The organism is Vibrio sp. SCP2 (assembly GCF_059295395.1).
In genome coordinates this window covers 89,417-102,648 of the sequence record NZ_JCAFVV010000001.1, presented here as the reverse complement: position 1 = coordinate 102,648, position 13,232 = coordinate 89,417, and the positions used below count along the sequence as shown (strand labels likewise).

Sequence of the window (13,232 nt, the reverse complement as noted above, 5' to 3'; positions counted from 1 at the left end):
GATTAGAAAACGGCTTGGCTCCATTGCTATATGTATCTAGTAGCAACACTCTCTACAAACGATAGACACTTAGTTCATGGATAGCGCCCCGAATTGAACTGTTTTTATTAATTATTCACCAAATAATGAGTTTGATCACTGTTTAGCTAAAGTAATTGAAACATCTTAGTAAATGATTTAATTAAGGAAATTTTTCTTCAATGGAAAAACGTTCGATCTGTCTTAATTGTGATATGGGTGAAAGCTTCGGTGCATGGAAAATGGGCAACGATGAGTCTGTGATGCCTCATATCCACATGGCGAATATCGCTTGCGGGTTTCACGCCTCCGATCCGCAAGTAATGAATGAAACGATAAAACTAGCGATCAAACACGATGTTCAAATTGGCGCGCATCCTAGCTACCCTGATCTACAAGGCTTTGGTCGGCGCAGTATGGTTTTGTCTCCTGATGAAATCACCAACATGTTGATTTATCAGATCGGCGCCATCAAAGGGCTCGCGGATAGCCACAACAAAGACCTTAGCTATGTTAAACCTCATGGCGCTCTCTACAATGATATGCTGAAAGACCTTTCTATTTTTGAATCAGTGGTAGACGCCGTTTCAAGCTTTGGTTTACCGCTAATGACACTGGCCGTTGCTGATACCCAACCCTACCTTGATATCGCCGATCGCTACGACGTCCCCCTACTTTTCGAAGCGTTTGCAGACCGCAGCTATCTAGCCAATGGATTCTTAGCTCCGCGTGGACAAGACAAAGCGGTATTAACCAACCATGAAGATATTTTGAATCAGGTATTACAAATAGCACGATATGGCAAAGTCCGAACTATTGATGGATTTTCAATTGCGCTTGAGGCCGATACCATATGCGTTCACGGTGATAATCAAGAAGGCGTCGCCATGATCAAACAGATTCGTTCGCTGCTTGATAAGGAGAGTCAAAGTACATGATTATAGATACCTCTATCGACCCTGTTGCCGAGTGCTCGATTTTGATTCGCTTTCACAGCGCCCCCAATGATCACCTTTCTTGGGTGATTGGCGAGATTAGTCATTATCTCACCAATCAGCTCGGAACCTGGGTAATGAATGTTACCCCTTCGTTTGATTCGATACTTGTTGATTACCTTCCACACCGTATATCTATTTTCGAGTTTGTCCCCTACTTAGAAAAATTAGTTACTCAAGCCCTACTTAACATGCCAGAAGCGCACGTTTCTGAAGTCATTGAATTACCAGTTTATTACGATCTTTCCGTCGGCCCTGACCTAGAATATTACGTAGAATTAGGTCAATCCATAGAGTCCGTCATCAAAACGCACTCACAAACCGAATACACCGTTGGCGCAATTGGATTTACTGCGGGATTTGCCTTTCTTTCTGAAGTTGATGAAGCTATAAGGCGACCAAGAAAGCCAACGCCAAGGGTAAAAGTCCCTAAAGGCAGCGTTGCCATCGCCAACAATCAAACTGCAGTGTATCCAAGTGAAACTCCGGGCGGCTGGAATATCATAGGCAATTGCCCTATTGAGCTTTATCACCCAACAAGCTCAAAAATTCTTCCCTTCACTATTGGCACCAAAATTAAGTTCACAGCGATAAGTAAGAAAGAGTTTTTGGCGCTTGGCGGTCAAATCAATGAGGGTTGGCAATGACAATTGAAAACTACATAGAAGTCGTGAAACCTGGTCAGCAAACTCTTATTCAAGATTTTGGCCGCTTTGGTTTAGCCCATTTTGGTATTGCGCAAGGTGGACCTGTTGATGATTACGCCTATAGCTGGGCAAACCACCTTTTGGGTAATACCATTAACATGCCCACGCTTGAGATCACCTTGGGCCAAGCTGAGTTTTTGATACACCACTCTTGCGAACTCGCCATCGCCGGTGGTGACCTAAATGCCAAGTTAGACGGCATAAGTGTCGATAATTGGTCGACATTTCGCGCTTTAAAAGGACAAACTTTAACCTTCGCTCTTCCTCGTAACGGATTGCGTGCCTACCTAGCAATTAAAGGCGGATTTAATATACCAAGGCAGCTAGGCAGTGCTTCGACCGTAGAACGAGACCAATTGGGCGGCTTAACACATGGGACGCCGTTACAAAGTGGCGACGTTTTACCGTTCGACCAACATGCCATATCATCTAGCAGTGTACAGATGACATTCAGATACAAGCCTGACTATAACTTGCCATTGGAGCTACGCGTTATTGAGGGCTACCAAGTCAATGACTTCTCGCGTGACGCCGTCAATTCGCTCTATACACAAGAGTTTGAAGTGAGTCAGCTCGTCAATCGGATGGGATATCGACTTTCCGGTTCAAAGGTCAACGCTCCCAATAAGGAATATTTGAGTGAAGGGATTGCACTTGGCTCAATACAAGTAACACCAAGTGGTGAGCCTATCGTTTTGTTAAATGACAGGCAAACCATTGGTGGCTATCCGAAAATAGGCTGTGTTGCTCGAATAGATTTGCCAAGGTTAGCACAAGCAAAACCAGGACAAAAAGTGAGATTCGTTCGTGGGGATTTGTTGGGTTTACAAGACGTTTGGGGCCAATGGGCTCGATTTTTTGGCTATTAGGGCGACAAAGTCGCCCATCTTTAACTTAAACAACCGTAGTATTTAGCAAGTTGCTCAGGGTAAGCTCTCTCTATTGCGAGTTGTCGTGCTTTTGCTTCTATATTCTCAGCCGATAGGCTCATCGTCACCGGATGAAGCGATTCAATATTGTTATCTTGGTAATCGTGTAATCGCCACTCCTTCACCAGTTTAATTGCCGCTTCATAGGCAGACGATCCTTTTACCACTTCAACCCTAGCATAATGCTCACCTTCAAATGTAACATCAGCAGCTCTTAACGTATCGTCTCTACCCGGTATCTGCTGCGCACCAAACAGTGGTGTGCCGTACTCATTGGCTTGCTGGTAATCGGGAATATAGCGAGCCATATGATCAATCGCCTTTCGACTTCTTTCCACAATCACATCTTCATCCCAGCCTATTTGTATTTTACGCTTCAATCGCAAAGGCAAGTGGGGCTGTGATGTCGATTGATTAGACGCCACCAAGCCATCATCGAATAAAGTGATATCTTTAGTCATGCCATGTAACTGAAACACCCCATCAGGATAAGGCGTTAGCTGCGCCATTCCATTTGGCGTTCCTCGCGGTCCGTGGAATATGACTTCAGGCCAAAGTTCATTGCACTCATTCCACTTGGTCACATAGGCCGCTTTAAACTCTACTAGCCTTTCACGCGGTTTATTTGCTAAGTCGTCGATTGAGCCAGTCTCATAGCCGCAGGCATTGACAAGAAAATCGAATTCTAAAATCTGCGGTTCATTGTCCTGACTGACACACTCAATCATCCAGCTATCGGCACGCTCTTCTACCCCAATGACCTGCGTATTGGTCATTAAGGTGCAGTTAGGAATCGCTTCTAATGCCAACGTCGCAGATGCAGCAATACGGAACACACTCCACCCATGCTCCTCAACTGCAACAACTGGGAACTTAAGTGCGTCTAAATCAGTATGCTTGGAGAAAGGAATCATCCACTCATCGATAGATTTGGGTTGAGTTGGCTGTTGCTGCTCTATCAATTCTTCTAAATCTTCTCGACTGTAGAATTTGTAATAGTCACAAGGCTCACCCAACACTTTGTTCGCTGAGTCTTCTGCGACTAGCTCAGCATAACAAGATTGAATGGTAATCAGCCTTTCATACAACTCTTCAGGACTACCACCATCAGAATAAGGCACAGCAATGACAGTTGGCCTACGGTTAATCGTCTGTGGATAAAGGCGTGCGGTATCTATAGATTGCTTAAGTAACTCTATACACTGCTCAGTAGAGATCTCTCTGTACAAATTTCCACCAGCATGAAGATGACATATTGGCGGACCACTGATCAGCCCATTACCTTTTTCTATAAGGTGGACATCTAAACCTAATTCGGCCATGTGAACTGCAGCAGTAGCTCCAGCGATACCACCGCCAATAATTGCGATTTTTGGTGAACTCTTCGTTTGGGTTTTAGATAGCATTTATATGGCTAATTCATTCATTCTCAGTGCATTTTACTGGTAATACTAAATGAATAAAATCACAAATTTTTCATGGAGAAATTATGACGTTTTTTCGAAAAAAAAATGAAAAAAACTGCTTGACTCAAAAATGCAGAAGGAACAAATAATCACTTTTGTGAATAACAAATCTTTGCCGAGCTACGCCTACTCGGGGCTGCGAGAAATCTGAAGTTATCTACAGGCCAAGTTATCCCAAACTTTATCCACTGTTTTTGTGGATAACTGAATAACTTGACCTGTGTATTATCAGCTAAACGCTTTATTGATAGGGGTTAAGAGGCGTTTAATCAAACTGTTCACAACTAGAGCAAGTGTGAAAAAAGTACCAATAGGTAGCAGTATCCATAGCATCCAATGTATCTGTGGTTGCAGTTCAAACCCAAATATCATAATCGCGCCTACAACGATTTCTGAACCAATAATCGCTATTACACCTGCGACAAGTGCCATTAACCCATATTCGGCCCAGATGGTTTGTTCAACCCTCTTTTTACTGGCTCCCAAAGTACGATAGAGTTGAATCTCTTCTTGGCGTTGACCCAAACTCAAACGCAACAGAGTAAATATAAGTAGAAGACCAGATAGAACGCCTATCCCTGCTAGCAGAGTAATTGACCAGACGATCTGCCCTAACAGTTCTTGAATCTTCGCTCCCATCACTCTTATATCCATCAGGCTCACTGTTGGATGTTGGCGAGATAATTGATTTAAAAGCGCGTCATGCTCGTCTTCAACCTTAAAGCTCACCAAATAAGTCGCTGGAATATTCTCTAGAACATCAGGTGTAAAGATGAAATAAAAGTTTGGCTTCATATCGCGCCACTCTACGTGCCTGATAGAGTTAACTTTTGCCTTAATTTGAATACTATTGATAACAAATTCGAGTTCATCACCAATCTTTAAGCCTAAATCGTTAGCTACATCGGCTTCCACCGAGACACCATTGCTTGGCGTCCATTCTCCTGACAACAGCTCATTGTGCTCTGGAATACCCGTTGCAAACGTAAAGTTAATTTCACGTCTTAACGCATCGCTGCCCTCTTCTCCCTTGGCTTTGCTTTTCGCATCGACCCCGTTGATGTTCACAACACGACCGCGAATAATTGGGTAGTCTTCTGAGCGTAAAATACCCGCATCATCAAGAACCTTTAGATAGGCATCTTTCTCATAAGGGGCGATATTCAAAGCAAAGGCATTGGGAGCATCTTTCGGTAGCGTACGTTGCCAATCTGTCAGTAAGTCTGTTCTAACAAGCCACATAGTAGACAGCAACATTAAAGAGAGCGCTAATGCTCCAAACTGAATGCCTGTCGCGATTGTTGAGCGGTTGATCCTACTTAACGCCAGTTTGAGCGCTGCGCTAAGCGGAACTTTACCTAGAGCGCGAGTTGCCAATACACTCACAAACGCCAGTATTGCGAACAACGAGACAATACCGCCTAGAACGATCCATACGAGTAGGTTGTCATAATAGGCTAACAGCATCGGAATTATGGGTACTAAAACCAGCCAGTATCTGCTCTTTGAGCCATTAGTTTCGGCTTGTGGCTGCATCACATTTACAGCACTCACATTGGTTAGCCCGACCAGTGGAATTCCAAGTGCTGGAACTGCAATAAGAATACTGGTCATGACAGAAATAACGATGGGTTTTAAGCCATAGCTAGGTAATGGATTGGGCAATAATTCGACCAATGGGATGCGCAGTAGGTATTCAAGTACTACGCCCAACGAAACACCCAGTACGACTGCGGCGACAAGTAGAATTGAAACTTGAGTCAACAACCAACGCACGATCCATTTTTTACTCGCACCTAAGCTCTTGAGCATTGCGATCGTTTTGCGTCGGGTCGTGACATAGTGCTGACAGGTTAACACTAAGGTTGTCGCCGCCATGATCACCACAATGGCTACAGTCAGTGAAAGATATTGCTCGGTACGTTGGAAGACCTCGTTGGTCCGACTTGCGCTATTTTGATCTCGCCAACGATCACTTGGCGTTAACTCGATATTTGACTTTAAGCGTTCAATATTCGCTTCGTCGCCATTAATGAACTTACTGTAGCGAACGCGACTACCTAACTGAACAGCTCCAGTTCGGTCAATATCATCACTGTGAATAAAAGCGGAAGGCATTTGTTGAAACGGATTGAAACTCAGTCCCGGCTCTTCAATTATACGTCCGGTTACAATGAAATCGGCATCACCTAACGTGACCGCGTCACCTACAGAGACATTGAGCTGCGAAAATAGACGTTCATCAAGCCAAAGTTCGCCTTGCTTAACGTGACTGTAGTTTTGCTTGTCATCGGACAGTACCATCTCACCTTGTAGCGGATAAAGACTATCGACCGCTTTAACCGTGATGAGTTTCATGCCGTTATCACTAAACGCCATGGTTCCAAATCGCGTTTGAGACGATGTCGTCAGCTCGTTTTCCGCAGCTAACGTCTCAAATGATTCACTAATTGGGTTCGATGATATGAACACCGTATCCGCGGTTAACGCCTGTTTCCCTTGCTTAACAACCACCTGCTCCATACGCTCTGCAAGGGCTGTTAAAGCAAAAATACAAGCAATTATTAGGATTAAAGCGATAGTGACAGGCCAAAGTTGCCCTTGTCTGATCTCACTTGTACTCCATTTTACCAACCGCCTGTTCAAAGAAGCCGAAGCTGAATTAGACATGGTTAATCCTCCAACTTACCGGCTTTCATTTTGAAGGTTCGGTCACAGCGCTCAGCCAATTTTGAGTCATGCGTAACCAAAACGAGTGTCGTGCCATGCTCTTTGTTCAATGAAAATAACAGCTCCACCACGGTTGATGCGGTTTGTTGATCTAAGTTACCCGTCGGCTCATCAGCAAAGAGAATTTTTGGTTGAATCATAAAGGCACGAGCTAAAGCGACACGTTGCTGCTCACCACCCGATAGTTGGGAGGGCGAATGGTGAATACGACTCCCTAGCCCAACCGACTCCAACAAACTAATGGCTCGAGTCTTGTCTTCAGGCTCTCCTTTTAATAGACAAGGTAAAGTAACATTATCTAATGCAGACAGACTTGGGATGAGAAGAAAGCTTTGAAAAACAAAACCAACAGATTCACTGCGGATAGCCGCACGCTCTTCATCAGTCAGACTGTGAAGAGGTTTACCTAGCAAGTCGACTTCCCCTTGAGTCGGTGTATCTAATCCCGCCAGTAGAGTCATCAATGTCGATTTCCCAGCGCCAGATGTCCCGACGATAGCCACACTCTCACCTTCTTTGATGTCTAGATTTACATCATCAAGGATTGTTAATTGTTCTTGTTTGGTAGAGACTACTTTAGACAATGATTGTGCTTTGATTACGGATGTTTGCATGTTTCGACTACTTTCCCTTGTTCTTCTACTTTTGTCTGTAAATCCTGCTTACAGCAAAACCCTTATGATTTTAGGTGATAGCTTAAGCGCTGGTTATCAAATGCCTATCGAACAGGCTTGGCCTTCTCTTCTTACGGATGATCTCGCTAAAAGCGGTCAACAAGTCTCGGTCATCAACGCCAGCATCTCTGGTGATACGACAGGCAATGGTCTGGCACGACTTCCTCAGTTACTCCAACAACATAACCCAGAATACGTCCTCATTGAGCTAGGTGCTAACGATGGGTTACGAGGTTTTCCAACAGGAATAGTGCAAAAGAACCTGTCAGACATGATTACTATGATTCGAGATTCAGACGCAACGCCACTACTTATGCAGATTCACATTCTGCCAAACTATGGAAAACGCTACACTGAAGCATTCGCCTCTGTCTACCCGAAAGTGTCACAAAACCTTGATGTCCCTCTGCTGCCCTTTTTCCTTGAAGGCGTCATCATAAAACCAGAATGGATGATGTCCGACGGTTTGCATCCAAAGCCTGAAGCTCAACCTTGGATTTCTAATTTTGTTGCAGATGAGTTAATAAATCACTTCTAATTGCTTTAGCTCAATAAACTTTACAAAGCTTTACGCTAGCTTGGATAAGTTGCCAATTGTTGGCTAAAGGAGACTGTATGATCATTGAGCCCATCATCGATGGTGTTGTCGCACGAAGTGCCCATCCACTCGGCTGCGAACAATCTGTATCTAATCAAATTGCGTATGTAAAGTCTGCCAATCCCATTAAGCAAGGACCTAAGAGAGTGCTCATTATCGGCGGATCTTCAGGTCTAGGTCTGTCGGCAAGAATCGCTCTGACTTTCGGTGGGGCTAACGCGGACACCATTAGCGTCTCATTGGAAAAATCACCGACTGAACAAAGAACAGGATCTGCCGGGTTCTATAACAACTACTACTTTAAAAAGGCTGCTGAGCAAGAAAATAGAATCGCCATCAACATTCACGGCGATGCTTTCTCGAAGCAGCTCAAAGAAGAGGTAATTGAAGCGATAGAGACCTATTTCGAAGGTGAAGTTGACCTCGTTATTTACAGTCTAGCCAGTGGTGTCAGGCCAAATCCAAACACCGGCGAACTATGGCGTTCTGCCATAAAACCAATTGGAGAGCCTGTCACCGGAGCCACTCTAATGTTAGAGACTGATGAATGGCATCAAACCACATTACCGCCAGCAACAATACAGGAAGAAGAATCAACACTTAAGGTGATGGGGGGGGAAGATTGGGAAGATTGGATCAACGCCTTAATCAACTCAGAGTCAATCGCTCATGGTTGTAAAACCATTGCTTTTTCATATGTCGGGCCAGAGTGCACTCACCCTATCTATCTCGATGGCACGCTTGGAAGAGCTAAAATCGATTTGCACCAAACTAGCCATTCGTTGAACCTCAAACTAGCGAACTATGGCGGTGGCGCTTACGCCACAGTATGTAAAGCTTTAGTGACCAAAGCGAGCGTATTTATTCCTGCACTTAGCCCTTATATCATTGCTCTTTACAAAGTTATGAAAGAGCAAGGAACGCATGAAGGCTGCATTGAGCAAATGCAACGTCTGTTTGCGACCAAACTTTATCAACCTCAGCACCCCCCAGTGGATTGTGAACGCCTGATCCGGATGGATGACTGGGAACTCAATCGAACGACTCAACAACGCGTCAGTGAAATTCTTGAACAACTCAATGAATCTAACTTTAAACAGCTTGGTGACTATGCAGGGTTTAAGCAAGAGTTTCTCAATCTGAACGGATTTGGTTACGAAAACATTAACTATTTAACTGATATTGCTATTGATAATTACATCAAATAAACCTATTGTTTAAAAACGTCATCTCATTTTTGAGACATGCATATAGACAGAGCCTTAAACCATCGTTTAGGGCTTTTATTTACCGGATCCATGATGCATGCTAACTCTCAAGTTTGCGTCAATTACTTAATCTTTGTTTCAATGACTGTTTCTACGACTATTATTAAAGAGAGCACGGAATGCTCGGATTGGTACATTAGCCCACAGGGATCAAATATGTCTAAGTTGAATACAGGGACGATTACTATTCCTGAAGACATGAGTGACAATTGGCAAACAATCGTCAATCTACTCGCAGAGATAGTTAACGTTCCTGCAGCATTGATAATGAGAATACATAAAGAGCATATTGAAGTATTCTCTGCCAACAATAACCGTACGCACCCTTACCATATCAGTGATAGTGAAACTCTCGGACAGGGTTTGTACTGTGAAACTGTCGTGAATGAAAATAGACAGCTTGTTGTGCCAAACGCTAGTGCGGATGAGAAATGGTGCAATAACCCAGATATGAAATTTGGACTGCTGGCTTATTGCGGCTTACCTGTACGTTGGCCAAATGGCGATATGTTTGGCACAATTTGCGTACTCGACGATCGAGAGAATCCGTTTGGTGATACCTACCAGCAACTGCTTATTTCATTTAGAGACTCTGTAGAGGCTCAGCTTAAAACCCTTTATCAAAATCACTATTTGCAGCAACTTAACCTAGAGCTTGAATCAAGAGTCAGTACTCGTACTCAAGATCTGGTTGATCTCAATTATTCTCTCAACTTAGAAATCGATAAACGCCGCGCTGCTGAGCGTAAAATCCGTTATCAACAACTGCATGATCTCGGGACAGGTTTTTTAAACCGAAACGCTTTGGAATCAGAAACACAGCAACTTCTCGATATCTTGCCTTTAGAAGCCCATCTAGACGACCATTTTAAAATTGGCCTTTTACACATAGGCTTTACAAATGGAAGAAGAATTCAAGCCAAGTACGGTTATGGCGCTTGGGAAGATGTCCTTAAGGAATTCCGTCAACGTCTCACTCAACACACGCAGTTAAACGTCGTCACAGCCCGACCATCATCAACAGATTTAGCATTTGTTTTCAAAACGCACCAATACGAAAATGATATCAACACCTTATGCCGCGAACTTGTTGACGTTAGCCAGACTGAATTTGTAGTCGAAGGCGAACATCTGCACCTCCATAGCTATATTGGTGTCGCGAGTTCAGATGATACCCAGTCAGCAAAATCGTTACTTAAGTATGCAGCAGAAGCGATGCAGTCATGTAAAGACTCCGGGCATAAGTTCAGCTTCTATTCTCAAGACATTTCAGACACGCAAAAAAACATCAGCCAACTAGAGAGCTACTTACTTCAAGCTGTGCGTAATGAAGACTTATTGCTCTACTTCCAACCCAAAGTATCTCCACTTACCCATCGTTGGATTGGTGCAGAAGCCCTACTCCGTTGGCGTCATCCGATACTTGGCGATATTTCTAATGAAACACTGATCCACCTAGCTGAACAGAACGGATTAATTTTCGAGGTCGGAAGCTTCGTCCTTCGATCGGCAATACAGAAAGCGGCTGAATGGGCAACACATGTCAGCGATTTTGTTATCAGTGTTAATGTCTCGGCAGTACAACTTCAGAGCCCCCAGTTCGTCAATCAGGTAAAAGATTTGTTGGTTGCCTATCAACTGCCAGCCCAATACTTAGAATTAGAAGTGACCGAAAGCGGATTAATTGCCAATGAGGTGGTTGCGCGTAATACACTGATTTCTCTCAGTGAACTTGGCGTGACATTGTCACTAGACGACTTTGGTACAGGTTATGCTTCGTTTAACTATTTGAAAAAGTTTCCATTTGATGCCATCAAGGTAGACAAAAGTTTCGTTCATCAGTTATCTCACAGTGATGAAGACAAGGAAATTGTCCGCTCTATTATTTCAATTGCCAAAAAGCTTAACCTTAAAGTTACCGTTGAAGGTATCGAAAACAACGAGCATGAGTCCTTTATACTGGCTGAAGGCTGTGACATTGGTCAGGGCTTCCTCTACGGTAAACCCATGCCATATGATGAGTTTGAATTGCATCTGTTAAACCAGAACAACTTATCTCCTAAGTACTCATATTCTTAGTTAATCCACAATTGCTTTACTCCGAGACGAGCGATTTCTATAATCCTCGTCTTTCTTGTTCCCACAATAGAGATCAATATGGATCAACTCTCCGCTACACTCAAAAAAATAGAAAAGCAAAACTACCACGCCTACCAACAACTTAAAGGCGAGTACGATTTTGGCGACTATACATTCCATATTGATTATGTTCAGGGTGACCCATGCGCCTCTGCTTCACGCGTTCGTGCCATTCGTCCTTGGTCAGTTACAGGATTAGCTTGGCTGCGCGAAACTTCCCCTTCTTATCAAATTGCAGCTCGTGATTTTATTGCGCGAAGCTTTGCTCAGTTTGCCAAGCAAGAAGCGAGCGTCAGCATTGCACTGACAGGCCAAACTGTGTTGGATAACACTGCTGTGCTATTCACCGAACAAGGAATAGAGTTACGATTTAGAATCAATTTACCTGCTGAAGGTCGTTCAGTTCTTGGTAAGAAAGCAGACAACATACTTACCTTCCATCTGCCTAAATTTATTCGCAAAGCGACACTGGAGCGCGAACTCGATCAGCAAGCGCTGATCAAGCACTGCCAAGTGATTGAAGATCAGACGGCGCTACGTAGCCAACTAGAAAGCAAAGGGCTACTTGCGTTTGTCGGTAACGGTTCTGTCTTACCTCGAATTTCAGGAAACTGCGACTTGCCGATGAAAGAGGCCGTTGAGTTTGTCGCTCCTCAAGCGCTTGAAGTGACTTTAACCACCCCGAATAGTGGAGAAGTTAAAGGTTTAGGTATTCCTAAAGGAATCACGTTAATCGTCGGTGGTGGCTTTCACGGCAAATCAACCTTGCTCAACGCCATTGAGCGTTCAATTTACGATCACATCCCGGGCGATGGTCGTGAGCGTATCGTCACAAATACGCTTGCTATGAAGATAAAAGCGGAAGATGGCCGTTGCGTACATTCGCTTAACCTATCGAATTACATCAACCATCTACCAATGGGTAAGGATACTTCAGATTTTTCTACTCAAGACGCTTCGGGTTCTACATCACAAGCCGCTTGGCTACAGGAGTCCATTGAGTCCGGCGCAAAGGCCATTTTGATTGATGAAGATACTTCAGCAACGAACTTTATGATTCGAGATGAACGCATGCAGGCACTAGTGAGTAAGGGTGATGAGCCAATCACGCCTTTGGTAGATCGAATTGCACAGCTTAATGAACAACTCGATGTTTCAACTATCGTCGTTATGGGCGGCTCTGGTGACTACTTAGATGTTGCTGACACTGTCATTCAAATGCATGACTACCAAGCAATCGATGTGACGGAAAAAGCCAAACAAGTTGTCCAATTACACCCTACGCAAAGACAGAATGAAAGTGAGTCTAGCCTAGAGTCATTCCGCCCGCGAGGGTTTAACTGTGCGGCGCTACAGAAAATTTTGAGCGAAGGTAAATTTAGAATCGCCGCCAAAGGGCGTGATTCATTAAGGTTTGGTAAAGAGTACACCGACCTAAGTGCCTTGGAGCAATTAGAAACCACTAATGAGCTTAATGCGCTTGGTTGGGTTTGGTTCCAGTTTGCTCAGCAACCAGGTTGGTCTAAACTTCCAGCCAAGGATATTGAGCGCTATTTAAGTGATGATTGGTACACTACCATGCCAAATCAAGGCGACTTAGCCAAACCGCGTGTACTTGATGTTCTAGCAGCCCTCAATCGCATGCGTAAGTCTCAGTTTCGACCTTCCAAATGAGGTTAAAACGGTAAACTGATGTATAAAGCGCCTA

At 44.0% G+C, this 13,232-nt stretch carries 10 protein-coding genes; 7 read left to right on the top strand and 3 right to left on the bottom strand.

The features are described 5' to 3' along the window. Positions 1-200: 200 nt before the first annotated feature. The 3 genes from AC5O63_RS00560 to AC5O63_RS00550 are packed head-to-tail and all read left to right on the top strand — an operon-like array spanning position 201 to position 2,589. Positions 201-956, top strand: a complete 756-nt coding sequence (locus AC5O63_RS00560; protein WP_486796617.1) for a 5-oxoprolinase subunit PxpA — start codon at positions 201-203, stop codon at positions 954-956. Next, a complete protein-coding gene (locus tag AC5O63_RS00555; RefSeq protein ID WP_494503512.1) occupies positions 953-1,660 on the top strand; it encodes a 5-oxoprolinase subunit B family protein in 708 nt (235 codons plus the stop codon). Before AC5O63_RS00560 ends, AC5O63_RS00555 begins: the two co-directional genes overlap by 4 nt. Then, positions 1,657-2,589 (top strand): 5-oxoprolinase subunit C family protein, encoded by a 933-nt coding sequence (locus tag AC5O63_RS00550; protein ID WP_494503511.1) that lies wholly within the window; start codon positions 1,657-1,659, stop codon positions 2,587-2,589. The genes AC5O63_RS00555 and AC5O63_RS00550 overlap by 4 nt, the downstream gene beginning before the upstream one ends. A 20-nt stretch (positions 2,590-2,609) precedes the next feature. Here the strand turns inward: AC5O63_RS00550 and AC5O63_RS00545 are convergent, their stop codons facing one another. From AC5O63_RS00545 to AC5O63_RS00535, 3 genes are all read right to left on the bottom strand, one after another. After that, on the bottom strand, positions 2,610-4,055 hold the full coding sequence (locus tag AC5O63_RS00545; RefSeq protein WP_494503510.1) for an FAD-dependent oxidoreductase: 1,446 nt from the start codon (positions 4,053-4,055) through the stop codon (positions 2,610-2,612). A gap of 288 nt (positions 4,056-4,343) precedes the next feature. Further along, complete coding sequence (locus AC5O63_RS00540) at positions 4,344-6,785, bottom strand: ABC transporter permease (protein WP_494503509.1); 2,442 nt, start codon at positions 6,783-6,785, stop codon at positions 4,344-4,346. A gap of 2 nt (positions 6,786-6,787) precedes the next feature. Beyond that, entirely contained in the window at positions 6,788-7,459 is a 672-nt protein-coding gene (locus tag AC5O63_RS00535) for an ABC transporter ATP-binding protein (protein WP_494503508.1), read from the bottom strand. On the opposite strand from AC5O63_RS00535, the gene tesA reads away from it, so the two are divergent. The 4 genes from tesA to AC5O63_RS00515 all read left to right on the top strand — a co-directional run bounded on the left by tesA (position 7,458) and on the right by AC5O63_RS00515 (position 13,198). Continuing rightward, positions 7,458-8,057, top strand: a complete 600-nt coding sequence (gene tesA / locus AC5O63_RS00530) for a multifunctional acyl-CoA thioesterase I/protease I/lysophospholipase L1 (RefSeq protein ID WP_004749657.1) — start codon at positions 7,458-7,460, stop codon at positions 8,055-8,057. The genes AC5O63_RS00535 and tesA overlap by 2 nt on opposite strands. A 77-nt stretch (positions 8,058-8,134) precedes the next feature. Continuing rightward, positions 8,135-9,325 (top strand): enoyl-ACP reductase FabV, encoded by a 1,191-nt coding sequence (gene fabV / locus AC5O63_RS00525; protein ID WP_494503507.1) that lies wholly within the window; start codon positions 8,135-8,137, stop codon positions 9,323-9,325. 216 nt (positions 9,326-9,541) lie between these two features. Further along, positions 9,542-11,464, top strand: coding sequence for a bifunctional diguanylate cyclase/phosphodiesterase (locus tag AC5O63_RS00520; protein ID WP_494503506.1), 1,923 nt, complete (start codon positions 9,542-9,544; stop codon positions 11,462-11,464). Positions 11,465-11,542: 78 nt separating this feature from the next. Next, positions 11,543-13,198: a P-loop domain-containing protein gene (locus AC5O63_RS00515; protein WP_494503505.1), complete on the top strand. Its 1,656-nt coding sequence runs from the start codon at positions 11,543-11,545 to the stop codon at positions 13,196-13,198. Positions 13,199-13,232 lie beyond the last annotated feature (34 nt).

Excerpts from the sequence above, each read along its gene's own strand:
- AC5O63_RS00515 (WP_494503505.1), top strand. The coding sequence starts at position 11,543 with ATGGATCAACTCTCCGCTACACTCAAAAAAATAGAAAAGCAAAACTAC.
- AC5O63_RS00540 (WP_494503509.1), bottom strand. The coding sequence starts at position 6,785 with ATGTCTAATTCAGCTTCGGCTTCTTTGAACAGGCGGTTGGTAAAATGG.
- AC5O63_RS00535 (WP_494503508.1), bottom strand. The coding sequence starts at position 7,459 with ATGCAAACATCCGTAATCAAAGCACAATCATTGTCTAAAGTAGTCTCT.
- tesA (WP_004749657.1), top strand. The coding sequence starts at position 7,458 with ATGTTTCGACTACTTTCCCTTGTTCTTCTACTTTTGTCTGTAAATCCT.
- AC5O63_RS00545 (WP_494503510.1), bottom strand. The coding sequence starts at position 4,055 with ATGCTATCTAAAACCCAAACGAAGAGTTCACCAAAAATCGCAATTATT.
- fabV (WP_494503507.1), top strand. The coding sequence starts at position 8,135 with ATGATCATTGAGCCCATCATCGATGGTGTTGTCGCACGAAGTGCCCAT.
- AC5O63_RS00550 (WP_494503511.1), top strand. The coding sequence starts at position 1,657 with ATGACAATTGAAAACTACATAGAAGTCGTGAAACCTGGTCAGCAAACT.
- AC5O63_RS00555 (WP_494503512.1), top strand. The coding sequence starts at position 953 with ATGATTATAGATACCTCTATCGACCCTGTTGCCGAGTGCTCGATTTTG.
- AC5O63_RS00520 (WP_494503506.1), top strand. The coding sequence starts at position 9,542 with ATGTCTAAGTTGAATACAGGGACGATTACTATTCCTGAAGACATGAGT.
- AC5O63_RS00560 (WP_486796617.1), top strand. The coding sequence starts at position 201 with ATGGAAAAACGTTCGATCTGTCTTAATTGTGATATGGGTGAAAGCTTC.